The sequence below is a fragment of the Alkalicoccobacillus gibsonii genome, from assembly GCF_016798245.1.
Classification (GTDB): Bacteria; Bacillota; Bacilli; order Bacillales; family Bacillaceae_D; genus Alkalicoccobacillus; species Alkalicoccobacillus gibsonii.
The window spans coordinates 206,455-232,584 of the sequence record NZ_JAEUZA010000001.1; the positions used below are offsets into that span (position 1 = coordinate 206,455).

General features: G+C 38.9%; 23 protein-coding genes. 16 read left to right on the top strand and 7 right to left on the bottom strand.

Annotated features, from left to right (window positions below):
- Window positions 1–71: 71 nt before the first annotated feature.
- Complete coding sequence (locus JNO66_RS01120) at window positions 72–1,064, bottom strand: lipoate--protein ligase (protein ID WP_203086375.1); 993 nt, start codon at window positions 1,062–1,064, stop codon at window positions 72–74.
- A 162-nt stretch (window positions 1,065–1,226) separates the two neighbouring features.
- On the opposite strand from JNO66_RS01120, the gene JNO66_RS01125 reads away from it, so the two are divergent.
- The gene (locus tag JNO66_RS01125; protein ID WP_203086376.1) at window positions 1,227–2,207 is read left to right on the top strand and encodes a phosphotransferase enzyme family protein; all 981 of its coding nucleotides are present in this window, start codon (window positions 1,227–1,229) and stop codon (window positions 2,205–2,207) included.
- A 44-nt stretch (window positions 2,208–2,251) separates the two neighbouring features.
- Here the strand turns inward: JNO66_RS01125 and JNO66_RS01130 are convergent, their stop codons facing one another.
- A complete protein-coding gene (locus JNO66_RS01130; protein WP_203087461.1) occupies window positions 2,252–3,658 on the bottom strand; it encodes a YfcC family protein in 1,407 nt (468 codons plus the stop codon).
- Between the two features lie 120 nt (window positions 3,659–3,778).
- On the opposite strand from JNO66_RS01130, the gene JNO66_RS01135 reads away from it, so the two are divergent.
- Window positions 3,779–4,951 (top strand): M20 family metallopeptidase, encoded by a 1,173-nt coding sequence (locus tag JNO66_RS01135; protein ID WP_203086377.1) that lies wholly within the window; start codon window positions 3,779–3,781, stop codon window positions 4,949–4,951.
- A gap of 254 nt (window positions 4,952–5,205) precedes the next feature.
- Here the strand turns inward: JNO66_RS01135 and JNO66_RS01140 are convergent, their stop codons facing one another.
- Window positions 5,206–5,868 carry an amino acid ABC transporter permease gene (locus tag JNO66_RS01140; RefSeq protein WP_203086378.1) on the bottom strand — a complete coding sequence of 221 codons (663 nt, stop codon included), beginning with the start codon at window positions 5,866–5,868 and terminating at the stop codon, window positions 5,206–5,208.
- 17 nt (window positions 5,869–5,885) lie between these two features.
- Window positions 5,886–6,752: a transporter substrate-binding domain-containing protein gene (locus JNO66_RS01145; RefSeq protein ID WP_203086379.1), complete on the bottom strand. Its 867-nt coding sequence runs from the start codon at window positions 6,750–6,752 to the stop codon at window positions 5,886–5,888.
- A 251-nt stretch (window positions 6,753–7,003) separates the two neighbouring features.
- Between JNO66_RS01145 and JNO66_RS01150 the strand changes: the two genes are divergently transcribed.
- From JNO66_RS01150 to sigK, 12 genes are all read left to right on the top strand, one after another.
- Entirely contained in the window at window positions 7,004–8,617 is a 1,614-nt protein-coding gene (locus JNO66_RS01150) for a glycoside hydrolase family 43 protein (RefSeq protein ID WP_203086380.1), read from the top strand.
- Between the two features lie 21 nt (window positions 8,618–8,638).
- Entirely contained in the window at window positions 8,639–9,595 is a 957-nt protein-coding gene (locus JNO66_RS01155) for an ABC transporter permease (protein ID WP_203086381.1), read from the top strand.
- Between the two features lie 12 nt (window positions 9,596–9,607).
- Window positions 9,608–10,480, top strand: a complete 873-nt coding sequence (locus JNO66_RS01160; protein ID WP_203086382.1) for a carbohydrate ABC transporter permease — start codon at window positions 9,608–9,610, stop codon at window positions 10,478–10,480.
- 20 nt (window positions 10,481–10,500) lie between these two features.
- Window positions 10,501–12,120, top strand: a complete 1,620-nt coding sequence (locus JNO66_RS01165; protein WP_203086383.1) for an ABC transporter substrate-binding protein — start codon at window positions 10,501–10,503, stop codon at window positions 12,118–12,120.
- A 59-nt stretch (window positions 12,121–12,179) separates the two neighbouring features.
- Window positions 12,180–12,875, top strand: a complete 696-nt coding sequence (locus JNO66_RS01170) for a YesL family protein (protein ID WP_203086384.1) — start codon at window positions 12,180–12,182, stop codon at window positions 12,873–12,875.
- 19 nt (window positions 12,876–12,894) lie between these two features.
- Complete coding sequence (locus JNO66_RS01175) at window positions 12,895–14,895, top strand: alpha-glucuronidase family glycosyl hydrolase (protein WP_203086385.1); 2,001 nt, start codon at window positions 12,895–12,897, stop codon at window positions 14,893–14,895.
- Between the two features lie 211 nt (window positions 14,896–15,106).
- Complete coding sequence (locus JNO66_RS01180) at window positions 15,107–16,504, top strand: L-cystine transporter (protein ID WP_210340789.1); 1,398 nt, start codon at window positions 15,107–15,109, stop codon at window positions 16,502–16,504.
- A gap of 124 nt (window positions 16,505–16,628) precedes the next feature.
- Entirely contained in the window at window positions 16,629–17,150 is a 522-nt protein-coding gene (locus tag JNO66_RS01185; protein WP_203086386.1) for a ribonuclease H-like YkuK family protein, read from the top strand.
- Window positions 17,151–17,246: 96 nt separating this feature from the next.
- Window positions 17,247–18,446, top strand: a complete 1,200-nt coding sequence (locus JNO66_RS01190) for a Bcr/CflA family multidrug efflux MFS transporter (RefSeq protein ID WP_203086387.1) — start codon at window positions 17,247–17,249, stop codon at window positions 18,444–18,446.
- 65 nt (window positions 18,447–18,511) lie between these two features.
- Window positions 18,512–19,210: a histidine phosphatase family protein gene (locus tag JNO66_RS01195; protein WP_203086388.1), complete on the top strand. Its 699-nt coding sequence runs from the start codon at window positions 18,512–18,514 to the stop codon at window positions 19,208–19,210.
- 135 nt (window positions 19,211–19,345) lie between these two features.
- The gene (locus JNO66_RS01200) at window positions 19,346–20,536 is read left to right on the top strand and encodes an aminotransferase class I/II-fold pyridoxal phosphate-dependent enzyme (protein WP_203086389.1); all 1,191 of its coding nucleotides are present in this window, start codon (window positions 19,346–19,348) and stop codon (window positions 20,534–20,536) included.
- Window positions 20,537–20,655: 119 nt separating this feature from the next.
- A complete protein-coding gene (sigK, locus tag JNO66_RS01205) occupies window positions 20,656–21,360 on the top strand; it encodes an RNA polymerase sporulation sigma factor SigK (RefSeq protein WP_203086390.1) in 705 nt (234 codons plus the stop codon).
- A 192-nt stretch (window positions 21,361–21,552) separates the two neighbouring features.
- On the opposite strand, the gene JNO66_RS01210 is transcribed toward sigK, so the two are convergent.
- Window positions 21,553–21,906, bottom strand: a complete 354-nt coding sequence (locus tag JNO66_RS01210) for a PH domain-containing protein (RefSeq protein ID WP_203086391.1) — start codon at window positions 21,904–21,906, stop codon at window positions 21,553–21,555.
- A 274-nt stretch (window positions 21,907–22,180) separates the two neighbouring features.
- Here JNO66_RS01210 and JNO66_RS01215 point away from each other — a divergent pair, with 274 nt between their 5' ends.
- The gene (locus JNO66_RS01215; protein WP_203086392.1) at window positions 22,181–22,441 is read left to right on the top strand and encodes a hypothetical protein; all 261 of its coding nucleotides are present in this window, start codon (window positions 22,181–22,183) and stop codon (window positions 22,439–22,441) included.
- 113 nt (window positions 22,442–22,554) lie between these two features.
- Here the strand turns inward: JNO66_RS01215 and JNO66_RS01220 are convergent, their stop codons facing one another.
- Window positions 22,555–23,565: an NADP-dependent oxidoreductase gene (locus JNO66_RS01220; protein ID WP_203086393.1), complete on the bottom strand. Its 1,011-nt coding sequence runs from the start codon at window positions 23,563–23,565 to the stop codon at window positions 22,555–22,557.
- Between the two features lie 101 nt (window positions 23,566–23,666).
- Here JNO66_RS01220 and JNO66_RS01225 point away from each other — a divergent pair, with 101 nt between their 5' ends.
- Window positions 23,667–24,461 carry an SGNH/GDSL hydrolase family protein gene (locus JNO66_RS01225; RefSeq protein ID WP_203086394.1) on the top strand — a complete coding sequence of 265 codons (795 nt, stop codon included), beginning with the start codon at window positions 23,667–23,669 and terminating at the stop codon, window positions 24,459–24,461.
- A 53-nt stretch (window positions 24,462–24,514) separates the two neighbouring features.
- Here JNO66_RS01225 and JNO66_RS01230 read toward each other — a convergent pair whose 3' ends face one another.
- On the bottom strand, window positions 24,515–26,038 hold the full coding sequence (locus JNO66_RS01230; RefSeq protein ID WP_203086395.1) for an FAD-dependent monooxygenase: 1,524 nt from the start codon (window positions 26,036–26,038) through the stop codon (window positions 24,515–24,517).
- Between the last annotated feature and the right edge of the window lie 92 nt (window positions 26,039–26,130).

Sequence of the window (26,130 nt, forward strand, 5' to 3'; positions counted from 1 at the left end):
GACCTAGCTTCCAAAATGTTCTCTCTACTCTCCCCCATTGGGCGGTTCGCTAAGCGAGCCGCCACTTTTTTTTAATATAGTAAGTCCAAAAATTCTTCTTTAGTGACCTTGCCAAAGAAGGATGAAATATCAACTTCTTCAAGTGTGTTAGAAAGCTCCTCGGAGTCATATTTCGTTCCTACTAGTAACTCTTCAAGCTCACTGACATCTCTTACACCGAAGAAGTCCCCGTAAATTTTGCATGCTTCAATATGACCGCGACGTACATTCAAACGTATGTCAACATTTCCACCTGTAAAGCGCTTGGATCGTTGCATATCAAAGGCGGGAGACTTTCCATAGTTCCAATCCCAGTTCTGGTATCGTTCTTTTGAGAGCTTATGAATTGCTTCCCAGTCTTCCTCTGTGAATGTGTATGTTGGAATCTCGCCATCTGTATTAAAGATATATTGAAGGAGTAGTTGTTTAAATTCATCCATCGAGATCGGCTTCTCTAAAAATTCACTTACATTTGCTACGCGACTTCGAATTGATTTAATCCCTTTTGAGCGAATCTTTTCATCCTTCACATTTAAAGCAGAAACGACATTTTCAATTTCTGAGTCAAGCATTAAGGTTCCATGACTAAACATGCGGCCTTTAGTTGTAAATTGTGCATTACCTGAGATTTTACGCTCGCCCACGTGGATATCGTTACGACCGCTTAGCTCTGCTTGAACACCAAGCTTTGCAAGCGCCTGTACCACTGGTTCTGTGAATTTCTTGAAGTTATGAAAGGAATGGCCGTCGTCTTCAGCGATAAAGCTGAAATTTAGATTCCCTTCATCATGATACACTGCACCACCACCAGAAAGGCGTCTAACTACATAAAGATTTTTTTCCTTTACATAATCAAGATTAATTTCTTCGTATGTATTCTGATTTTTACCAATAATGATGGATGGACGATTTACATAAAATAGTAAGTATGTATCTTTTGGATCAAGTGTTTTTAATGCATATTCTTCAATAGCTAAATTTAATTCTGGATCTGTAATCCCCGAGTTATCAATAAATTTTAACATGTTGGATCGCTCCTTAATTCATAGGTTCTTTTCTTATAGTATAGCCATAATTCCTTCTAGGGTCGAGTATACAGCTTCTTTACAATGCATTTTGCATATTTTTAACAAAAAACTGTAACCTTCCTTTAAGATGTCCGTAATAGTATTAGGGGGGAGAGGCACTTGAAGGAAAACCTTGTTAGAGAGGCGGCTGTCAAGTACCAAGCACAGCTCATAAAAAAGGCTGGTGGATTTTCAGATCAAGTGTATGTCATTCAACACCTAGAGAGAGAGTACATAATAAAAGCATATCATTCTAAAGACATTTCACTTAGACAGCTACAGTCTCAGTTAATTTGGATGAAATCACTAAGAGATGGCGGACTTGCAGTACCAGATGTACTTAAAACCATTTCAGGCGACACTGTGCATCAACAAACAACAGACATAGAAGAGACTTATTATTATGTAGTCTTTTCTAAAGTGAATGGAAGAATGATTCCGTATAAAGAGTGGAATGCGGATTTTTACCGCATTTGGGGAAGAACGCTTGGACGAATGCATCAAGTAGCCTCGTCATTTAATGAGCCAGATGAAGAGTTTGATCTACCACATTGGAGTACGACGCCTAGTTATTTAGCGATTCATGAAAGCTTTGATGATCAAATGCTCAAAACGTTTCATGAAATGGTTGAGTACTCGTCTAGTTTGCCGACATCCAATGAAACGTTTGGAATTATTCACCATGACTTGCATCATGAGAACTTACTCATTAACCAAAACCAAGGATATCCGATTGATTTTGGAGACGTGCAGTATAATTATTATTTTTATGATTTGGCTATTTCAATCTATCACGCCTTGCAATTTGTTGGAGAAACGGAACGCCACGACTTTCTTAAGCTCTTTTTAGTAGAAATGTTTAAAGGGTATGAACAAACATTTCAACGCGTTCATGTTTTTGGAGACTGGGTGGATCAACTACCATTTTTCTTAGAATATCGTCGTATGTATTCGTATTATTATTTACAGCTTTATTTGCCAAACGAGAAAAAGAAACTAGTTGATCACAGACTGAAAAAAATGCACAGAGCAATTCTCCATCGAACTCCGGTAGTAAGCCTTTCAAAATCGGTAACAGAAGAGATAAACCAAATGCTTTGAAAGGAAAAAAGGTCCCTATAATGAAGGGACCTTTTTTAAAATAGTTAGGAAATGCCAAACCATACAGCGGCAAGAAGTCCGACGATGGCAATAATAATCCAGAGAACTACTAATTTCCAAATGTATTTAATCCAACGCGTATACGGAATCCCTGCTAAAGCGAGACACGCCATAAGTACACCGTTTGTTGGATTAATTGTGCTCATCACACCATCTCCGTATTGGAATGCGAGAACAGCTACCTGACGCTGAATATCGAGTAAGTCTGAGAGTGGAGTCATAATAGGCATGGTTGTTGCTGCTTGACCACTTCCTGATGGGATGAAGAAGTTAATAAATAACTGAACAAAGAACATGCCCACCACTGCGAATGTTCCAGGAATATGACTGATCATTTCTGAAAGCTGATAGACAATAGTATCTAACACTTGTCCTTGTTCCATTACGACTAAAATGGCGCGAGCAAATCCAACGATTAAAGCACCGTAGACTACATCCTTCATTCCATTCGTGAATGCGTCAAATGTACCATTAATGCGTAATCCACCAATGATTCCTGCTACAAGTCCAATCGCAAGGAATGTTCCAGTCATTTCGGTTAAATACCATCCCCATTGAAAAATGCCGACTACATTTAATGTGAAACCTGCTACAACAGTTAATAACACAAAAGCATGCTTGCGTGTGAAGGAAATTTGTTCCGTATTGCTTGATGCAATGGAGTCCTGCTTTGGTAAATCAGCTAAGTAACTATAAGATGGATCTTTTTTCACTTTAATCGCATAGCTCATAACAAGCGCAATAGCTGTGATAAGAAAGATCACGTAGATTATAAGACGGAAACCAATCCCACTGAATAAAGGAACCTCAGCAATGGATTGAGCTACCCCTACTGTAAAAGGGTTCAGCATACCGCCAACAAATCCACAAACAGCACCAAGGCTCAGCATAGACATACCAGTAATTGAGTCATATCCTAATGCTCTGGCAACCGCTATACCAATTGGGACAAAGATAATAACTTCTTCTGACATTCCAATGGTTGCACCTGGAATTGAAAAAGCAACCATTATAATAGGTATTAACATAATACCTTTGTGCTTTAGCCGATTAACGATTCCATATATAGCAGCATCAATGGCACCAGTTTTTGTAATGATACCAAACGTGCCTCCAATTAAAAATATATAAAAGATAATTTGTGCAGAATCTTCCATGCCAAGTGGAATCGCTTGAAGAATCTCAAATGGTGTAATTGGGCTTGATTCAACAGATTGATAGCTTCCCTCAACCAGTATCGTGCGTCCGTTATCTTCTACCCTCTCAAAAGACCCTGCCGTTAAGAAGTAGGTTGATAGAGCAGCTAATACGATCATAAAAGATAAAATTGCATAAGTATGTGGCAACTCCCACTTGCGTTTCTTGTTAGTTAGTTGTTTCTCTTGTTGTATCAATTTTAACACCTTACCAATCTAGAATAATTATACAGTGAAATGTATTTTGTCTTTTTATAGAATAAAGGATACAATAGAAAAGTCAAGTTAGTCTTTTGGAAACATGGAGGGATTTTTGTGAAAGAGAAGTTAAAAGAAATCATTGAGAGTAAGAGAGATAGCTATTATCAGATCAGCCAATATATCGGACATAACCCCGAGCTCGGTCACGAGGAATTCAAAGCATCTAAAGCGTTGACGGATGAATTAACAAAAGAAGGATTCTCCGTAAGCCTTGGAACATGTGGACTTAAAACAGCATTTGAAGCAGTATATGATAGTGGAAAGCCAGGACCAAAAATTGGATATATGGCAGAGTATGATGCACTTCCCGAACTGGGACATGCTTGTGGTCATAATTTAATTGGAACAATGGCTGTTGCTGCTGGGATTGCTTTAAGTAAAGTGATCGATGAGACAGGTGGTGCTGTTTATGTATACGGGACACCAGCTGAGGAAACAACGGGTGGTAAAGTCAACATGTCTGATGAAGGAGTATTATCACACTTGGATGCTGCGATGATGGTTCATCCATCTGCAGAGCATATGGCAAGTGGCTCATCTCTTGCCATGGATGCCATTCAATTTGAATTCTTTGGTCGCGCTTCTCATGCTGCCAATTCCCCTCATAGAGGAGTAAATGCACTTGATGCTGTCATTCAAACATTTAATAGTATTAATGCCTTACGTGAACACCTCACTTCAGATGTGAGAATTCATGGGATTATAACAGATGGCGGACAAGCAGCCAATATTGTACCCGATTACGCAAAAGCACAGTTCTATGTTCGTTCTGCAAAGCGTGCAGATCTCACATCGATACTTGAAAAGGTAAAAAACTGTGCAAAAGGGGCAGCCCTTGCTACTGGCGCACGATTAGAGCATTCATTCTATGAATTTTCATATGATGATATGAATACAAACGATGCCTTATCCTCTCTTTATACAGCCAATGCGCTTGAGCTTGGTGTGGGTGAGGATCAAATCAAGGTAGAAAAAGATGGTGGTTCCCTAGACATGGGAAATGTGAGCCAAGTGGTTCCATCAATCCACCCTTATGTAAAGATTACGGACAATGGGGCTGACTATCACACACATGAATTTAGAGAAGCGGCATTAAGTGATCAAGGGTTTGAAGGGTTGCTACTAGGTGCCAAGTCTATGGCGTTAACAGGCTATGACCTGTTAACAAAGCCAGATCTTCTGCAACAAGTTAAAGATGAATTTAATGAGTGGAAAAAGAATAACTAATAGAGGAACAGAGAGTGGGATATAACATATAGCAATATATCCGCTTCAGGAGAATCCCTCGCTTTCCGCGGATACGGCCTCAGCCCCTTCCGCGGAAAGGGCGCCGCTACAGTGTCTTCACCACGTATTTTTCCGCAGGAGTCTCGGGTTCTCCTTCCGCTCATTTTTGTTAAAAATACGAATGGCGAATGATTCAATTATTGAATCATTCGCCATTTTTTAAATAAATTCTAGTTTTGTTTCATCCTTTTTTTTTACCCATTTAACTTATAACGAGAGTATCTTTTCTCTAAATAGTTTTGCGGGATGGCGACAATGGTACACAGTCCCCAATAAATGAATGCTAGTAGCACATACATGGTGAAGTAATCGAATTCTCTTCCACCAACGATTTTGGCCATTTGCATAAGCTCCGGCACCGTAATCATCGCAGCAAGAGAAGTGGCTTTAATTAAATCAAGAAATACATTAAAAAGGGGAGGCGTTGCAACGAGAGTCGCCTGCGGGATGATGATTCGTTTTAATGTGTGCCAGTACGTAAAGCCGAGTGTGCGACTTGCTTCCCACTGCCCCCGATCAATAGAAGCAATAGCTGCCCGGTTAATTTCAGCGGTATACCCTGCAACATTCATGGTAAAGGCAATAAGGGCAGAAGTCACTGCACTAAGTTGAATACCTATTGTAGGAAGTCCCTGATAGAGCAAGAAAAGCATAACAAGAATAGGGACGCCTCGAATAAAGGAAATATAAAGTCTGGCAGGATACCGAAGGAAAATGGAAGATGAATTTCTCGCCAGTCCAATAAATAATCCTAGAACTAACCCAATTCCCATACTCACAAACGCAATGAGCATCGTGTAACCAAGGCCACGTAACACATATGGAACCGAGCGAATAGCAAGGTCTAAATCAAACATGATGTCACTCCCACATCCTACTCCTCGATGTCAATATCAGGCTCTACTGACACATCTGCTCCTCCAAAAAATTGCTGAGAAATGTCTGAAATCGTCCCATCTTCAAGCATGTCCCCAATGACACCATTAATTTGCTCTTGAAGTTCATCTTCACCTTTTTTCATAATAATACCTTGGCTACTCGGAAAATAAGCAAGAGTAGGATGCACTACGACATCAATCTCAGGCAGAGCTTCTACAGCTAAGCTTTGTAAGTAGTAATCATTTAAGATAACATCTAAGCGTCCGTTCTCAACATCACGTAGATATGTATCATTTGTCACGTTATCATAAATCACTTCTTCAGCTCCGTGCTCAATTCCAATCTGTGTGTAGATCGTTGTTGCAGCTCCACCAGCTTTTTTCCCATCTAAGTCATCAAGTGTTTCAATACCGGATAGATCTTCGCTACGTACAATCGCAGAACCATAAGAATGTTTGTATGGATCAGAGAAATTGAATTTCTCTTTACGCTCATCTGTAATATCAATATCATTTGCGGCAATATCTACTCGTCCATTATCAACAGCAGTCAGAAGGTTGTCGATTCCCATTTCACTAAATTCAACCTCAAGATCTAGTCGATTGGCAATTTCACGTAATACCTCGACCTCATAACCAGTTAACTCATCGCTATCTTCCGCATGATAGGAAGTAGGATAAAGTGTGCCTGAAGTGCCGACAACAATTGTTCCTTTTTCTTGGATGTCGCTCCAAAGAGAATTTGCTGATTCATTTGTAGGATTAGAGGCATTTGAGCAAGCCCCAAGAAGACCAACTAAAGCAGTGCAGATAAGAATATAGCTAGATTTACTTAAATTTTTACTTTTTTGTATTCCTAACATAGATGTTCCTCCGTTGTTGTATTAAGAGATAAGTCTCCTTAGTGATTATGTCATGAATGAAAGGGGATATCAATTACGTCGAAGCAAAATTGCTCGAAAAATGGGGAACAGTATTCCTTGATTAACTACTAATACCCTTTATACTATAAGTCAGAGAGTTAGTTTATTCAATGAACAAACTTTATTATCAATTTATGTATTAAAAAGGTAATAAAATGTAAGCGTTATCTTTTAGAGGAGGAGTTATTTAAATGATTAACAATCCAGTATTAAAAGGCTTTAATCCAGATCCGAGCATTTGTAGAGTAGGTGAAGATTATTACATGGCGGTTTCTACTTTTGAATGGTTTCCAGGAGTTCAAATTCATCATTCCAAAGATCTTAAGAATTGGAGATTGATAAGTAGACCATTAGATCGAGTAAGTCAACTGAATATGATAGGCAATCCGGATTCAGGTGGGGTATGGGCTCCTTGCCTAAGCTACGAAGATGGTCAATTTTGGTTAATCTATTCGGATGTTAAAGTTGTGGAGGGAAATACCTGGAAGGATGGCCATAACTATTTAGTTACTGCCAAGGAGATCGATGGGGACTGGAGTGAACCTATTTATCTAAATAGTTCTGGATTTGACCCGTCACTTTTTCATGACCCATCCGGAAAAAAATATCTTCTGAACATGATGTGGGATCAGCGCACATATAACCACAGGTTTTATGGCATCGTGATGCAGGAGTTTGATTTTCAAGAAAAAAAATTAATAGGTGAAGCCAAGATTATTTTTAAAGGAACTGATCTAGGACTTACGGAAGCACCGCATCTTTATTTTATTAATGGTTACTATTACTTATTAACGGCAGAAGGTGGGACAAAGTATGAGCATGCAGCAACAATTGCACGTTCAAAAACAATCGAGGGTCCATATGATGTACATCCTCAAAATCCAATCTTATCTAGTTGGTCAAATCCAAGAAATCCTTTACAAAAATCGGGCCATGGTTCAATTGTTGAAACGGAGTCAGGGGAATGGTACTTGGCGCATCTAATGGCAAGGCCAATTAAGCGTAAAGGTAAAAAAATCTTAGAAGAGAGAGGGTATTGTCCATTAGGTAGAGAGACAGCTATTCAAAAGATAGAGTGGAAAAATGACTGGCCACATGTAGTAAACGGTCCCGAACCATCTGAACAAGTACAAGCACCCGAAGTAGAGGAATATAAATGGGACCAAGATTTTCCGACAATTGATCCATTTGATACAACAAAGTTGAATCATCATTTTCAGACACTAAGAATACCATTTACCGAAGAAATAGGAAGCTTGACCGCTAGACCAGGACATCTAAGGCTGTATGGTCGTGAGTCGTTTCATTCCAAACATACACAGTCATTAGTTGCAAGAAGATGGCAAAGCTTTCACTTTAATGCGGAAACGAATTTGGCGTTTCAACCAACTAGTTTTCAACAATCTGCTGGTCTTGTTTGTTATTACGATACTCAAAATTGGGTGTCCGCTCAAATGACCTGGTCTGAGAACAAAGGGAGAATCCTTGATCTTGTTCAATGTGATCATTTTAAAGTGTATCATCCGATTCAATCTTCTGAGATCACAGTACCTGACACGGCTGACTATGTGTATTTAAAAGTAGAAGTTCGTAAAGAAGAATTCATGTTCCTATACTCATTTGATGGTAACACGTTTACCGAGTTTCCTATCCGATTTGAAAGCTATAAACTATCAGATGATTATATTTCTCAGGGTGGCTTTTTTACAGGAGCTTTCGTAGGAATGCACTGTATAGATACATCGGGTAAAAGAACGTATGCTGATTTTGACTCCTTTAGCTATGAAGAATTAAATGAAGTTTAGCACAAAGAAGGAGGGGTGCTCATGGGAAAAGTAGTCATCAATACCACTGGTAAACAACCTAAAATGATTATCTATAAACCTTCAAAATGGAAGCGTATACAAAAGGATTGGCAACTATATTCTTTATTAATTCTTCCAATTGTTTATTTTGTTATCTTTAAATACGGTCCTATGTTCGGGAATATAATAGCTTTCCGTCGGTTTGTACCTGGTGGAAAGCTTTATGGTGAAGAGTGGGTAGGATTAAGATACATTATGATGTTTATCAATGATCCAACCTTTTGGAATGTTTTCAAAAATACATTTGTTTTGGGAACGTTAAGCCTTGTTATATGCTTTCCACTACCTATCATTTTTGCTCTTCTATTAAATGAATTAACTAGTAAGAAATTCAAGAAATTCGTACAAACCGTTTCCTACTTACCTCACTTCTTATCCATAGTCATTATTGCAGGAATGGTCTTACAACTCACTTCAATGAATGGAACCATCAATACAGTTGTTGAGTTTTTTACGGGTGAACGTATTAATTTTATGCAGGAAGCTGGCTGGTTTCGTACCATTTATATTAGCTCAGAGGTATGGCAAACACTTGGATGGGGCGCCATTCTCTATTTAGCCGCTTTAACAAATATTGATCATGGATTATATGAAGCCGCAAGAATTGATGGAGCAAACCGCTGGAAGCAAACCATTCATATCACGATACCGGGAATCCTGCCTACCATTATTACATTGTTAATTCTGAATATTGGGACGTTTTTAGCGGTAGGTTTTGAAAAGGTATTATTGCTTTACAATCCGTTAACCTATTCAACTTCCGATGTTATTTCAACTTATCTATACAGGGTAGGCTTGGAGTCAAGTAACTTTAGCTATGCGACAGCCATTGGATTATTTGAATCGATCATTGGTCTAACACTCATTTTGTCTGCAAATTTCATCTCTAGAAAACTTACTGAACAGAGCTTATGGTAAGGAGGCAGCGCATTGAAAGAATCGTGGCAGTATAAAGTCTTTAAAGTGTTTAATATCACTTTTTTACTAATCATCATGTTTCTGACCTTCTATCCATTTTTAAACGTTGTTGCTCAGTCATTTAGCGGCGAATCGTATATAAATGCTGGAGAAGTAAATTTAATCCCAAAAGGCTTTAATGTAGAAACATACAAAACGGTTATGAATGATTCAATGTTTTGGAACAGCTACAAAAATACAGTGGTTTATACGGTTGTTGCGACCGCCATTTCCATGTTTATGACGACAATCTTCGCCTATGCGTTAGCAAAAAAGAGGCTGATGGGAAGAAGCTTCTTTACGGCATTTGCGGTGTTCACCATGTTTTTTAATGGGGGACTAATTCCTAACTATGTGCTCATTCAAACTTTAGGTTTTGGTAATACAATCTGGGCAATTGTGGTACCTGGTGCCATAAGCGTATTTAACCTACTGATTATGAAAGCGTTTTTTCAAAATATGCCTGAAGAACTTGAGGAAGCGGCAGCTATTGATGGTCTAGGCACGTACCGTATTTTGTTAAAAGTAGTATTACCACTATCTAAAGCTGTGCTCGCAACCATGACATTATTTTACGCAGTAGGTAACTGGAATTCATGGTTTAGTGCATTTCTATATTTAGATAAGCAAGAAATGTTTCCTGTAACGATTTACTTACGAAATTTAATTACAGATGCAACAGGTGGTCTTTCTTCTGGAGCAACTAGTGCGGATAACTTAACTCAGATAGCATCAAACATAAAATCAGTGACGATGGTACTAACAGTATTGCCTATTATCATGGTCTATCCGTACATCCAAAAATATTTTGTATCGGGCATAATGTTAGGTTCGGTAAAACAATAACATTTTTAGGGGGAGTATATATGAAAAGAAAGACATCTGTTTTTGGTGCTATTGTGGGATCCGCTGTTCTTATGGCCGCTTGTACGGGGGAGACAAGTACTGATTCAGAAGTAGAAGTTTCGTCTATCGGCGCTATGGATGAATTCAAAGTCGGAGATTCGTTTAAAGCAACCGAACCTATAACCTTTCCAATATTATATAGTGAACACCCCAATTATCCGTTTAAACGAGACTGGTTGTTCTTTGAAGAGCTTGAGAAACGCACGAATATTACGTTTGATGAAACCCTTGTACCGATGAGTGATTACGAACAAAAGCGTAGTTTACTTGTTAGTTCAGGAGACGCACCTTTAATCCTTCCTAAGACCTATCCAGGGCAAGAGTCAGCATTTGTGTCATCTGGTGCTATTCTACCGGTAAGTGAATATGTAGATATGATGCCACATTTTTTAGATAAGGTTGAAAAATGGGATATGGAAGAAGAACTGGATGGATTGCGTCAAGAGGACGGGAAGTTCTACTTGCTGCCAGGATTACATGAAGAAGTAAGACCTGATTATACTTTAGCTATTAGAACGGACATTTTTGAGGAACAAAATTTGGAGATTCCAGAAACCTGGGATGACCTGCTTGAATCCTTGAGAGTACTGAAAGAAGCTTATCCAGATATCACACCATTTTCTGATCGCTATAATTTTAATAGTACGTTAAATGTAGCGGCTACACCTTTTGGCACGATTGGAGGGTGGGGACTGTCTTCAGGACTCTCATTCAATCACGAAGTCGATGCGTTTGAATATAGTCCAGCATCAAATGAGTATAAGGAGTTACTGACTTACTTCCATACAATGGTTGATGAAGGGTTGTTAGATCGTGAGAGTTTTACTCAGGATGATGAACAGGCTATCCAAAAGTTTGTAACAGGCAACTCCTTTGTTATAAACGCTAATTCACAAGATATTGTGACGTATCGTAACAGTTTAGATGATCGCTTAGGTGAGGGTGAATACTCCATCTCAAAAATCCCTGTACCTGCAGGGCCTGCCGGAAATGTTCAAGGAGGAGGTCGATTTGAAAATGGGATCATGATATCTTCCAAAGCAGTAGAAAATGAGAATTTTGAAGCGATGATGCAGTTTATAGACTGGTTATGGTATAGCGATGAAGGATTAGAGTTTGCCAAATGGGGAGTTGAAGGTGAAACCTTTACAAAATCAGAGGATGGAACTCGTACCTTAACTGAAGACATTGATTATATTGGAATGAATCCAGAGGGATCGAAGGCTCTTAATGTTGATTTTGGATTTGCAAATGGGGTATTTGCCTACGGAGGAGCTACTGAACTTACGCGTTCGATTATGAGTGACGAGGAAATCGAATTCCAAGAGGTAATGTCAGAAAAAGATAGAGTAGATCCAAACCCTCCTGTTCCTTATTCTGACGAAGTGAGAGAGAGAGCAACATTGCTAAGTACACCTTTAAAAGACTTTGTTGAACAATCAACATTGCAATTTATTCTTGGTTCAAGAGATCTTAGTGAATTTGATCAATATGTAGAAGAATTACGAGGAAGAGGTATGGATGAATTTGTAGATCTCTCAAATGAAGCGTACCAAAACTACAAAGAAAATGTCGAATAAAATGGCTATAGAAGCTGTCTGTCTTGCAGGCAGCTTCTGTTCTAGAAAGGGTGGAAAAAATGAATTCGCCTAGACAACAGGAATTTGGAAGCGGTTTTTTGTATCAATTTACGAATCGAGTGTATTGGTTAATCATCCTAAATCTATGGTTTATCATTTCAAATAGTCCACTACTATTTATTCTATTAGTCCTTGAACCAAGTCTGTCTAATATCTCTCTCTATTATCTTGCTTCAATCCCGTTTGGGCCGGCACTAGCAGCCCTTTTATATTCAACACTGAAATATATTCAAGAAAATGAAGAATCTCCAACTCGAGATTTTATCCATGCTTACAAAGTTAATTTTAAAGACACTTTAAAATTTTGGGTGCCAATCGTAACGTTTCTAAGTATCAGCATCGTGAATCTTCAATATTTATCACAACAGCCATCTACTATGAATGAGATGATGTCTTTGGCTTTGTTAATCCTTCTCTTCTTTTTATTCCTGATAACGATCCAATTATTTATTATTAATGCCAAATTCTCTTTTAAAACAAAAGACTTGTTTAAGTTAGCAATGTACAGCAGCTTTAAGCAACTAAAAATTACAACCGGTAATGCGGCCATTTTGTTTTTATTTTGGGTGCTACTGGCTAGCACATCGGATTTTCTTATTCTTTTTTTAGGAAGTCTTCTAGCTTATCTTCTCATGTTAAACAGTCGAAAATTATTACGTTCAATTGAGAATGAATTTTGTCAGACAAATACATAAAAAAGGAGAGGTGAATGAAATGCAAAATCAGAATTTCACATCCTGCTGGCTTCCTGATGGCAGGAGGGAGAAGCGTTCTAACAAACTTATTGTCACTATTCTTTCAAAGGCGGAGGTAATAAGAAGAGTCTGTCACACGTATTTAAGTCATTTATTTGAGGGATCCCATATTGGAACAGAGTTGAATAGCCAAGATGAGATCGTTATAGGAACCTATGAAGCAACAGCTCAAGCTTGCACGAACGATATGCAGGTTGATGGGTTTGAATTGAGACAGGAGCAAGGCAAGACCTATATTTTGTCTCACTCTGATCAAGGATTACTATATGGGACTTTTTATTTTATCGAGCAGCTTCAACTCGGAATGAAAATCGAGGATATGAGTGTCATCCAGAATCCAGCTACTACAATACGAATGCTAAATCATTGGGACAACATGGATGGTTCAATTGAGAGAGGGTATGCAGGTCGTTCTATTTTCTTTGAAGACAATAAACTATCCTATGACAAAGATCGCATTCAACAGTATGCGGATTTACTTTCTTCTGTTGGAATTAATAAGATCTGTATTAACAATGTGAATGTACATCAAGTGGAGTCGAGATTAATTGAAGCAGATATGTTAATTGAGCTGCAACATCTAGCAGAAATTTTCAGAGGAAACTATATAACGATGTTTCTGAGTATCAATTTTGCCTCTCCAATCGAAATTGGGGGACTAAAGACAGCGGATCCCCTTGATTCAACTGTTGAAGAGTGGTGGAGAAAACAAACGAAATTAATTTATCAAAAAATTCCAGACTTTGGTGGATTTATTGTTAAAGCTGATTCTGAGCATCGACCAGGACCATTTACGTATGGGAGAACACATGCAGATGGCGCAAACATGCTGGCTAAGGCTTTAGCTCCTTTTAACGGAACTGTCTTTTGGCGTTGCTTTGTATATGATTGCTTGCAGGATTGGCGTGATCGTTCAACGGATCGAGCGAGAGCAGCCTATGATCATTTTAAAAAGCTTGATGGGTTGTTCGATGAGAATGTAATCCTTCAAATAAAAAATGGACCAATGGATTTTCAAGTCAGAGAGCCGGTTTCTCCTTTAATAGGAGCGCTTGAGAAAACAAATTATGTTATGGAGTTCCAAGTAACGCAAGAATACACAGGTCAACAAATAGACCTTTTTTACTTAGTGCCTCAATGGAAGGAAGTTCTGGATTTCGATACACATTTAAAAGGAAAAGGAACAACTGTTTCAGAGATACTATCGGGGAATCTACACAAATCATTGCAAACAGGGATAACTGCGGTTGTAAATGTGGGGAGAGATGACAATTGGACGGGTCATGAATTTGCTCAAGCAAATCTTTATGGGTATGGAAAGCTTTCTTGGGATCCGACTTTCAAGACTGAGAAGCTAATGAAAGATTGGGTACAAATCACGTTTCCCTTTGTAAAAGATTCTGCAAAAAGATTAATTGAAGAGATGTTAAATCGCTCGTGGATCATCTATGAAAAATATACATGTCCTCTTGGCGTAGGGTGGATGGTGAAAACTGGGCATCATTATGGACCAGATGTGAACGGATATGAATACAGTCCATGGGGAACGTACCATTTCTCAGATCGTAATGGACTAGGTGTAGATCGAACAAAGAGTGGAAGTAATTATATTGAACAGTATTCAAAAGCTGTTAGCGAGCTGTATGGAAACCTTAATAGTTGTCCTGATAATCTACTTCTTTTTTTTCATCACGTTCCTTATACACACCCGTTGCATTCAGGAAAAACAGTCATCCAGCATATTTATGACTCCCATTTTGAAGGTGTTGAGGATGTCAAACACATCATTAATGAATGGACTAAAGAAAAGGTAAACCTGCCGGACGATCTATACTCCCATATCAATCAAAAATTAAATAGTCAACTTACTAATGCAATTGAATGGAGAGATAAGATTAACACGTATTTTTATCGTATGTCAGGAATTCCAGATGAATATCAGCGTTTAATATATGGATAATGAACAAACAATTGAACGTATCTAAGCACTTTGTGGATGGAACGGAATATCAATCTCCGTTTTATCTTTTTTTTAGCGTCTTATATTTGACTAAAAGCAGACATTACTCATAAACTAAGCAAGCATGCATAGATTGAATTATCCCTACTTGACAGATATGAATAACGGGATTAGAATAACAAAGCTATCATTATTTAAGGAGTGAACAAAACTGGATACTTTGTATGTTGTCATTATTTTAGCTGTTCTTCTTGGATTTGTTGGGTTGCTTTTCTATATGCAGAAAAAGCATATCTCCTTCTCCAAGCGTGTATTCACAGGTCTTGGGCTTGGAATTGTGTTTGGTCTAGCCCTTCAATTTTTGTTTGAACCGGACTCATTTGTTATTGAAACATCGGCAGATTGGATGAGTATTATTGGAAGTGGGTATGTACGATTCTTACAAATGATTGTCATGCCACTTGTCTTTATCTCGATTCTTTCAGCCTTTACTCGACTAACGTTCACGAGTAACCTGGGGAAAATTAGTGCACTTATTTTAGGAACATTGATTGCGACGACAGCGATAGCTGCGACAATCGGAATTGCTTCTGCATCGCTATTTGATTTAAATGCAGATCAGATCACGCAAGGTGAAGCAGAAACAAGCCGTGGATCATCGCTTGAGGAAACATCTGCTGGTATTCAAGCGGATACTTTACCACAACAAATTATTGAGCTAATCCCGTCCAATCCGTTTCTGGACTTTACAGGTCAGCGTGCAACATCTACGATCGCTGTTGTTATCTTTGCTGCTTTTCTTGGTTTAGCTTATCTTGGCATTAAACGTAAGCAGCCTGAACAAGCAGAGCATTTTGCTAAGATTACTGAAACGGTGTATGCCATTGTCATGCGCGTTGTTACATTAATTCTTCGCTTAACTCCATACGGGGTACTTGCGATTATGACTCGTACGGTAGCAACAAGTGATTTAAACGCGATTGTTAGTTTAGGCGAATTTGTAGCAGCTTCTTATGTTGCACTTATTGCCATGTTCTTAGTTCATCTAATTATCTTAGCTGTAATTGGTTTAAGTCCAGTTACATATTTGAAAAAAGCATTTCCGGTGCTGGCTTTTGCATTCACATCAAGAACGAGTGCTGGTGCCCTACCAATGAACATTCAAACACAAAAACAATTAGGTGTACCTGAAGGGATTGCTAACTTTGCTGGTTCGTTTGGTCTTTCAATTGGACAGAATGGTTGCGCAGGTATTTATCCTGCAATGCTAGCTGTTATGATCGCACCGACTGTCGGTATTAATCCACTTGCACCAGACTTCTTGATTTTCTTAATCTTCGTTGTTGCGATTAGTTCGTTTGGTGTAGCTGGAGTTGGAGGCGGAGCAACCTTTGCAGCCATCCTTGTTCTTTCTGCACTTGACTTACCAATTGCTTTAGCTGGTGTCTTAATCTCAGTTGAACCATTAATTGATATGGGACGTACAGCACTTAACGTAAGCGGAAGTATGGTTTCTGGTTTATTTACAAGTAAGGTAACAAAGCAAATTGATCGTTCTGTTTATAATGATCCAAACAGACGCTTAGATACACAGGAACTAGAAGCTTAATATCTTTTTAAGGCGAGCATCTCATCAATTGATGGGTGTTCGTCTTTTTTTGTGCTTGTGCATCAAGAATGGTTTTTACTGCATATACTAGGTTACAAGAGAAATGAAAGGGAGCGAATGGTGGATGCAACCTAGGACATTTTACAATCTCCATCATAAGGAGATGTTGTTTGAGGACGTTTTTCGCAACATAAAATCATTTATGGAGCAACAACCGATCGCGGATTATAAGCTGATGCTCGGAACGGATTCTCAGGTTCACCCTAGACTAACTCGGTTTATTACTGGTATCGTCATACAACGGTTGGGTCGTGGTGTATGGGCTTGTGCAACAAAAACGATTGTGGAACGTAAAATGACGCAGCTTCATGAACGAATCTCCTATGAAACCTCGCTAACAGAAGAAATAGCTTCACTCTTTACAGAGCACCACAAGGATGAACTTATTCAATTGATTCTCCCTCATATCTACGATGGTGCTACCTTTTCCATTGAAGGACACATTGACATCGGAGCAGGCAAAAAAAATCGTACAAGGGAATTTGTACGAGAAATGACAGGACGTATTGAGTCGTCGGGGCTTGAGCCGAAAATCAAACCAGATTCATTTGTTGCCAGTAGCTATGCGAATCGTTATACAAAGTAATAAAGTCTTTACGACTAGACAGAATGCACATCCTCACGTAGACTAACGTTGGTCTTAAAAACGTATGAACGTTGTTTATAAAGAGGAGAATAATCTATGACACATAATCCTACCGGAAAAGAACGACTGGCATTAGCCTTCTTACTTAGTATGCTTGCGGTACTTGGTCCCCTGAATATTGATATGTATTTGCCGAGCTTTCCTGATATCGCAACAGATCTAAAAGCACGAGAATCACTTGTACAGCTAAGCTTGACGGCCTGTTTGTTTGGTCTTGCTGTTGGACAGGTTGTTGTTGGTCCAATAAGTGATTCAACGGGAAGACGCAAACCACTTATAATATCAGTGCTTCTTTTTGCACTTGCTTCAATACTATGTGCACTTGCACCAAATATTACGTGGCTCATCATCGGCCGATTCCTTCAAGGATTTACAGCTGCTGGTGGAGTAGTAATCTCACGAGCTGTGGTTCGAGACGTATTCAGTGGAACAGAGCTTACAAAATTTTTCGCCCTATTAATGGTGATAAATGCAGTAGCTCCACTTGCTGCACCGATCGTTGGCGGAGCGATTTTATGGTTTCCATTCACGAACTGGAGTTCAATCTTCTACTTTCTTTCATTTGTTGGGTTGTTAATTGTTGCCATGGTGTTATGGAAGTTAAAAGAAAGCCATCCTCCCGAGCGTAGGACACCAAGTTCTTTATCATTCACCTTAAAAACATTTGGAGAACTATTTAGAGATCGATCTTTTATTGGATATGCGTTAACACTTGGTTTTGTACATGGAGGAAGCTTTGCTTATGTATCAGGTACACCTTTTGTCTACCAAGGGATATACGGCGTCTCACCTCAAACCTTTAGTATATTGTTTGGAATAAACGGTCTGGCGATTATTAGTGGAACATGGATTGTCGGAAGGTTTGCAGGGAGAATTGCTGAGCGAGTCCTATTACGGTCGGGTGTGATTCTTGCTACATGTGCAACAACCTTCTTGCTTATCATGACAATCATTGAAGCTCCACTTGTATGGATTGTGGTTCCAATCTTTATTTACATGACAAGCATGGGAACGATTCTAACGACTTCTTATACATTAGGCATTAAAAAACAAGCGCACCGTGCCGGGACTGCAAGTGCCTTATTAGGTTTGTTTCCATTATTAATAGGCGCAATGGTCGCACCGCTTGTTGGACTTGCAGAAGCTTCGGCCGTTCCAATGGGTTTGATTTTGTTTAGTACATGTCTCGTTGCATTAGGATGTTTTTTCTTTATCACAACAAAGGAAGACGTTTAAAATTGCAGCAACTAGCCTGGCAGTGTATCATTTTTAATGTAGAGAAACCACATTAGGAGGCGCTTATGACTCACACAGAGAAAGACATCAAATTGCACCTTATTCGTCACGGACAAACCATCTTTAACTTTCAGGATAAAGTACAGGGCTGGTCAGATACGCCGTTAACCGAAACAGGACGCACTGTCGCAGCACGCCTAGGACGGGGTTTAAAGGGTAGAAGCATTGATGCGATCTATTCAAGTGACAGTGGTCGAGCCATTGAAACAGCAACACTTATTCAAGAAAATAGTGAGAAAAACGATATTGAATTAAATACGGTCAAAGGGCTAAGAGAAATGTACTTTGGAAATTATGAAGGTGGACCCAACCCGGTACTTTGGAATGAGGTTCGCGACAAGCTTTCTAATGGACAAGCTGCAGATAAAGAAGAGATGTACAATACAGCTGGGATTGATGAGATCTGCCAAGCGGTTTCACAGCTTGATCCGGAAGCAGAAGAGTGGGAAGTCTACACAAAAAGGCTGCTTGATTCCCTAAACGTTATTGTAGAAGATGCAGCGAAAAACGGGCATGAGAACATCTACATTGTCTCTCACGGACTTAGTATTCGTGTGATCTTACACATATTAAACTATAAACAAGGTCATTTAAAAATTGAAAACACAAGTATCTCAGAGCTTATTTACCGAGCTGGAGCTTTTCATACATTTGGTTCAGTGAATAATACGGATCTACTTGTTGAAACCATTGTTGCTGAATAACGACTTAAGAGCCTCTCCTTCGTATGAAGGAGAGGCTCTCTTTTTTTACACAAATGCTTAATTTATGTATATAAAAGGATTTAAGAGAATGGAATCGAACTTATACATATATCTTACTTGAAAGGATGATATTGTATGAGCATAGAAATGATTCCTGGATTTCGTCAATTTCACCAGATGGACACGAACTTGGACAAGCTTCCTTTCTTTCGAATGAATGAAGGAGTGGCATCAAACAAAATTAAAGTGAATGGCACAAGCAAGATTAACTATTCAACGTACAATTATCTTGGGTTAAATGGAACAAATGAAATCAACGAAGCTGCACTTCTGGCCATTCAAAAATATGGTACGTCCGTTTCAAGTAGTCGATTGTTAAGTGGTGAAATCCCGCTTCATCGCTCACTTGAGCACGATATAGCCAGCTTTTTAGGGGTAGAAGACAGCATTGTTCAAGTGGGTGGCCACAGTACGAATGTGAACACCATTGCACAGCTCGTAGACTCATCAGATTTAGTGATATGTGATGCACTTGTTCATAACAGTATTATGCAAGGGGTGCGGCTTTCAGGCTCAAAAATGATTCGCTTTAAGCATAATGATATGAACCATCTAGACAAGCTTCTAAAGAGGTTTAGACATAAATATAGAAACGTCTTACTTATTGTTGAAGGCGTATATAGCATGGATGGAGATCTATGCAAGTTACCGGAGCTCATTCAACTGAAAAAACAATATGGCTGCTTATTAATGGTAGACGAGGCACATTCGATTGGGACTATTGGTCATGGAGGTAGAGGAGTAACAAGCTACTACGGCATTAACCCAACAAACGTAGATGTGCTGATGGGATCGATGAGTAAGTCACTGAATAGTTGTGGGGGATATATCGCAGGAAACAAATCTCTCGTGACCTTTTTACGCTACAATCTTCCTGGATTTGTATTCAGTGTCGGAATGACTCCGGCTAATGCGGCGGCTGCACAAGCTTCACTTCGAATGATACGAAAAAAGCCTGAGCTTGTTAATCAGCTTTTAGAAAATGCCGAGTATTTCTTGGAGAAGCTTATTAAACTAGGAGTTGATACAGGTCTAAGCAAGAATTCACCAATTATCCCCCTCATTGTTGGAGATTCCGAGAAAGCTCTGTGGTTCGCTGAGAAACTATATGAGCATGGAATCAATGCGATGCCAATCATTCATCCTGCTGTAAAAGAAAAAGAAGCGAGAATTCGTTTTTTTATGAGCGCTATCCATACAAAAGAAGATCTAGATTGTACCATCGACATTGTGAAGCAAATTGTGGCTGAGGAGAAAGGATTGTAAAGGTAAAAAGATAAGTAAGAAATTAAACTCTTTAATTCATTTATGATCTTATAACGGTACAGACACGATCAAGCCCACTCTCGCATAAGCATAAGAAACAGATTTTTTGGGGGTGACGTATGGGGATACTTGCAGCAATCTCCTTTTTCGTTAAAGAAGTGGTCGTGTTTGTATCATATGTAAAGAACAATGCTTTTCCTCAGCCATTAAAAAAAGAGGAGGAACGAAAATACTTAGCGTTAATGGCTGAAGGCGATCCGGAGGCCCGAAACTTACTTATTGAGCACAACTTAAGACTCGTCGCTCACATCGTAAAGAAATTTGAAAATACACGTGAGGATACAGAGGATCTCATTTCAATTGGCACGATTGGTTTAATTAAAGCGATTGAAAGCTACTCAGAAGGAAAAGGCACAAAGCTTGCTACGTATGCGGCGCGATGTATAGAGAACGAAATCTTGATGCATCTTCGTGCGCTTAAAAAAGTCCGTAAAGATGTGTCTCTACATGATCCAATTGGGACAGACAAAGAAGGAAATGAAATCACTCTGATCGACGTACTGCAAGAAGATGCGGATGACATTGTTGATGTCATTCAAACAAAAATGGAGAAAAAGCAAATCTACGAATTCATTCATGTGTTAGATGATCGTGAGAAAGAAGTGATTGTCGGTCGATTTGGATTAAGCCTTGAAGAGGAGCGGACTCAACGAGAAATTGCAAAGGAATTAGGTATTTCCAGAAGTTATGTCTCGCGTATTGAAAAACGAGCCTTAATGAAGCTGTTTCATGAGTTTTATAAGCAGAGTAAAGGGAAAGGGTGAGGGGGCTTAGACATACCTAGCTTTTAATAAGAAATAGACCTTGATCACAGCACTCTTTTATCATTCTCCGTCTTAAAGTGTACTCCTTAAAAAAAGCTAAGATGAAACCCAACCACATTATAATAGTGGTTGGGTTTTTTATGATCGATTTAGTAACTGTATTAAAATTACAAACAGGGCTTTGGCTCCTTACTATTTATGTACTTTTGAATCTGTTAAAGGAGAGAAAAGCTTGGTGCCTTCCTCGGGTAGGAAATGATATTTTTCTTCATTGTAGTTAAATGAAACTTCATGATTAAGCATTTTAGGTTTTACTCTTATGTTTTGAATTTGATCACGTTTAAATGTTTGGTGTTCTTTACTCTTCACAACGATTAAACGATTTTCAGTAACAGCGAATATCCTATTTCCGTGAATGGACTGGGCACCAATTGTAAGGATGCTTTCGTCTGATTCTAAGAGACTTTGGAGTGTCTTTAAGTGAGTACTATATACAAGTAAATAGGTTTTCCCGAGAGGAGCCACTTGCTCTTTAAATGTGGTCATATTGTTCACATCCTTCTAGGTATTAAATTCCATTATACAACAATATTTGCTTTTTTGGTTAATTGATCAATAACAATTTTATATAAACAAGGAAAGAAACAGGCATGTATAGTTGATTAGTCTTTTTGTACTATCATGTCAGGATAATAAATCAATACCATTACATTTAAATCATGTCTAAATACCTATTTTTGAGTGGTTATTCCTTGATCATCTAAATATTTTTAGATAAAATACATAATATAGAAATAATATAGTGATAAGGGTGTATGTCGTGAAGTATAACGTTGAAGCTTATTCATTTATTTTAATCATCCATCAAGGCATTATCAAAAAACATTCTGTACCTCCTCATTTGCACAACTCATTAAAAAACATCGTGTCTCATTGTAGAGAATCTGTAGATGCAACATTGTATCGTAAGATGGTCCACACCGCCGATATTCACCGTGATGTGTGTCAGTTTCGAAAGGTCACAAAACAAAACGTAGTGTTTCTTGATAAATTTGCGCAAGAATTCACCGTGAAAAAATAAAATGGGTTTAATAGATCATTGGATAGGCAATAGAGGAGCAACCGACTTTTTTCATGACAAAAAGCCATAAGAATCGGGAAACCGAATGTTCTTATGGCTTTTTGCTATTTTAATTAGGAAGGATCGGCTACTTTAACAAGCTGCTTGCCGATATTTTGACCGCTGAATAAACCATTAAAGGCCTCAGGGATCTGATCGAATCCTTCAAGGATCGTTTCTTTAAAAACAATATCCTTGTTTTTAACGTATTCACTCATTTCACGATAAGCTGTCTCGTATTGATCTGCGTAATCACCATAAAGGAATCCTTGCATTCTCGCTCTGGTTTTGATTAGGTAGGTCTGAATACGCGGACCATTATCTGTTTCACCTTTTTTCAGGTTATAGCTTGCGATGGCTCCACAAACAGGGATACGAGCAAGCGGGTTTAAGAGAGGCCAAACATGATCAGATACCTCACCGCCGACGTTTTCAAAGTACACGTCTATACCGTCTGGGCAGGCTTGTTTTAGTAGGTCAGCATATTGATCGTCTTTGTAGTTTACAGCTGCGTCGAAACCAAATTTGTTCACGAGAAGCTCTTCTTTTTCTTGTGAGCCAACGATACCAACAACACGGCAGCCTTTAAGTCGAGCCAATTGACCTGCAATCGAACCAACTGCTCCAGCAGCTCCTGAGATTACAACGGTTTCGCCTTTTTTAGGTTGTCCGATATCATTTAATCCAAAATAAGCTGTTAGACCAGGCATTCCTAGTGCACCTAAAGCGGCAGAGATTGGGGCACCGTGCATCTCTAGCACACGTACTTGATCGGCAGGAACAACCGTATATTCCTGGAAAGGGAGAAATCCTGTTACAATGGTTCCTTCTTTAATTGAATCATTTTTAGATTCGACTACTTGTGCAATGCCTCCACCTGCAATTGGCTTGTTTATTTCAAAGGGGGCAATGTATGATTTAGCATCTGACATTCTTCCACGCATATATGGATCGACGGAGAGGTATAGGGTTTTTACTAATAGTTCATTTTCTTTAGGAGTTCCTTTATCAACTTCTGCAATAGAGAATGTATTAGAGTCGGGTAATCCGTTTGGTCTTTCGTTAAAAAGCAGTTGTTTAGGCATTATAATTTCCTCCTAGTTTGTGATTCAGTTCACTTTAACACAAAAAGGGTATAGAAAGAAAAGCGTATGCTTATGATTTAACTTTTTAGGAGTTGTTAAAAATGAAAAAAAGGTATATTTTCATATTGCTGCTAGTTGCAGTGGTTGGTGTAGGCATTGGGTTTACTTTAAACCTAGATGCAGACGAGACTGGGATAAGGGAAGAGAGTAGTCCAGTAACTTCCAGTGACAGTCTATTTATTCAAGCTCAATCAGAGCATTCTTTTCAAGAGGAATTAAGTGCTCGAAGTGATCAAAATTCACCTGTTGACATTGCGGTTATTGGCAGTAGTGTTGCCGAAGGGCAGGGGGCAAGCGAGTACAATCAAACATGGCCGTCCCTGCTTGAATCATCCTTAAATGAATCAGCGGAAAGCGTAAACGTAACAAACTTTGCGGTTAGTGGGTTTAAAGTGAGTGACTTAATTGAAGAGGGAGATGTGGATGAACTCATTCAATCCTCGCCAGATGTAATTCTGTTCGAGACCAGTGTTATTAATAGTTATTATCACAATGAACCGATTGAAGAAACAAACGAGTCAATCAAATTAGCTGCTGATAAAATAAAAGAAGAGCTTCCCAATGCGTACTTGGTTTTTATGGCTCCAAATCCTATAAGTGAGTCAATGTATTCTGTTGTTACATCTGACTTAGAGTTTGAGGAATATGTATACGAAACAGAGCAGTTCATTATTGATTCAGGATGGGACTATTTTGATAGTTATACTGCATGGAATAGACAAATGGAGGAGGAAGGAATTGACTTAGATTCTTTATTAGATGATGGGACTCATCCTAACGATGAGGGGTATCAGATGTGGTTTGATTTGTTAAATAAAGCGATGGTTCAAGCATAGTCATACAAAAGCGAATGCTCGTCTTTAAACGGGCATTCGCTTTTTAGGTACATTTAATTAATTACTGATACATTAAATGCAGTTAAGTATTTTAACAGCTTTGCGACATCTTGGTTTCCGTCTACAAAAGCTAAGTGCCCATCAGGTCGAACAAGATAAAGCGCATTTTCGCTGAATTTTGCTTTCTTATAATCTTGTTGCCAATGCCAGTTAAACAGTGGTAGAGGATAATCCTTACAAAAGCTTTCTAGTTCCTCAGTAGGCTTTCCGTAGACATGAAGCTGCCAATCCCCAGATTGAAGCGATTGATAGTTATCTACTCCATTAGATTGAAGCCACGGCAGACGGTCTCCACCTTGTAACGTACCAGCTCGACCTTCGCTTAATACACTTTTACGGTAACGAACATGGATTTGTGAAAGATAACGGAATGCTAGCTTACGACTGAATGTAAACCGACTCGCCAATGGAACGATACGAGGAAGAACAAATTTTCTAAGAAGTGCTCCGCGAATGTTTCGACTAACCATCGCTTTAAACGCTTGATCAGTGGTTGCGACTAGTTGACGTGCGAATCTCCTTCTTTCCAATCCGTATGTGTGTAAAATAGTAGGGTTTGCATTCTTTTTTATCACAGAAGCCAATTTCCAAGAGAGGTTCACTGCGTCTCCAATTCCCGTGTTCATTCCTTGGGCGCCTGTTGGACTATGGATATGTGCAGCATCTCCTAACAAGAAGACATGCCCCCGACGAAAGGTTGCTGCGACGCGTTTATGAACTTTAAAGGAAGAGAACCAGTTTACGTTCTTAACTTGAATATTCAGCAAGGATTGAAGGGAAGGCTCAATATCCCAAAAGGTTAAGTCGGGTTTTTCTGCTATAAGTCGCGGGACAATCCCTACGAGACGTTGGGTTCCTTTGCTTTTTACAGGTAACACCATACAAAATCCATTTTTAGAAAGGGCTAAATTAATATCTGTAAAAGATGTTGCCTGTCCCTTGGCTTCAACATCGGCTATATAAAATAAATCTTTGTATGTAGTGCCTTCAAATGAGATATCAAGTGCTTGTCGAATCATACTTCTAGCACCATCGCATCCACACAGATAAGAAACATGAATGGTTTCTTCATGATGATCACACGAAACAATCGCTTCAATTCCATCTGGCGTCTCTTTAAAGGAAAGAAGCTCTGTTTGCCAATCAACTGTAATTCCTAGTCTTTTTAACTGGTGTATGAGTAATTCCTCATGTTCATCTTGTGGAAGACTTAACACAAATGGAAAGGGACTTAACCCTTTACCTAAGTTACCGAGGTTGACGTACCCAATTTCTTTTGTTTCTTTGTGTATGTGAGCTGCGGGCATTTTAATGCCGAGGTTTACTGCGTCATCTGCTACCTGTAATTGATCATAGTGTTCGAGAGTTCGGGCATGAATGCCAATTGCTCTGGATTTATGATCTGGACCGGGACGTTTATCAATAATTCGAAAAGGAATGTTGTAATGCGTTAATCGATGCGCTAAAGCTAAACCGGTTGGGCCAGCTCCGACAATCAACACTATAGGTTGCTCCATTTAAATCACTCCAATCACTGTCGGTTTATCTACTACGAATTCCCTCGAACGACTCATTTCAAACGAAAAAAGAGCCACTTGTTAAGTGGCTC

Coding starts and splice junctions, on each gene's coding strand:
- JNO66_RS01120 (WP_203086375.1), bottom strand. CDS start 1,064: ATGTTAAAATTTATTGATAACTCGGGGATTACAGATCCAGAATTAAAT.
- JNO66_RS01140 (WP_203086378.1), bottom strand. CDS start 5,868: ATGTTTGATTTAGACCTTGCTATTCGCTCGGTTCCATATGTGTTACGT.
- JNO66_RS01145 (WP_203086379.1), bottom strand. CDS start 6,752: ATGTTAGGAATACAAAAAAGTAAAAATTTAAGTAAATCTAGCTATATT.
- JNO66_RS01150 (WP_203086380.1), top strand. CDS start 7,004: ATGATTAACAATCCAGTATTAAAAGGCTTTAATCCAGATCCGAGCATT.
- JNO66_RS01155 (WP_203086381.1), top strand. CDS start 8,639: ATGGGAAAAGTAGTCATCAATACCACTGGTAAACAACCTAAAATGATT.
- JNO66_RS01165 (WP_203086383.1), top strand. CDS start 10,501: ATGAAAAGAAAGACATCTGTTTTTGGTGCTATTGTGGGATCCGCTGTT.
- JNO66_RS01170 (WP_203086384.1), top strand. CDS start 12,180: ATGAATTCGCCTAGACAACAGGAATTTGGAAGCGGTTTTTTGTATCAA.
- JNO66_RS01175 (WP_203086385.1), top strand. CDS start 12,895: ATGCAAAATCAGAATTTCACATCCTGCTGGCTTCCTGATGGCAGGAGG.
- JNO66_RS01185 (WP_203086386.1), top strand. CDS start 16,629: ATGCAACCTAGGACATTTTACAATCTCCATCATAAGGAGATGTTGTTT.
- JNO66_RS01190 (WP_203086387.1), top strand. CDS start 17,247: ATGACACATAATCCTACCGGAAAAGAACGACTGGCATTAGCCTTCTTA.
- JNO66_RS01195 (WP_203086388.1), top strand. CDS start 18,512: ATGACTCACACAGAGAAAGACATCAAATTGCACCTTATTCGTCACGGA.
- JNO66_RS01200 (WP_203086389.1), top strand. CDS start 19,346: ATGAGCATAGAAATGATTCCTGGATTTCGTCAATTTCACCAGATGGAC.
- sigK (WP_203086390.1), top strand. CDS start 20,656: ATGGGGATACTTGCAGCAATCTCCTTTTTCGTTAAAGAAGTGGTCGTG.
- JNO66_RS01210 (WP_203086391.1), bottom strand. CDS start 21,906: ATGACCACATTTAAAGAGCAAGTGGCTCCTCTCGGGAAAACCTATTTA.
- JNO66_RS01220 (WP_203086393.1), bottom strand. CDS start 23,565: ATGCCTAAACAACTGCTTTTTAACGAAAGACCAAACGGATTACCCGAC.
- JNO66_RS01225 (WP_203086394.1), top strand. CDS start 23,667: ATGAAAAAAAGGTATATTTTCATATTGCTGCTAGTTGCAGTGGTTGGT.
- JNO66_RS01230 (WP_203086395.1), bottom strand. CDS start 26,038: ATGGAGCAACCTATAGTGTTGATTGTCGGAGCTGGCCCAACCGGTTTA.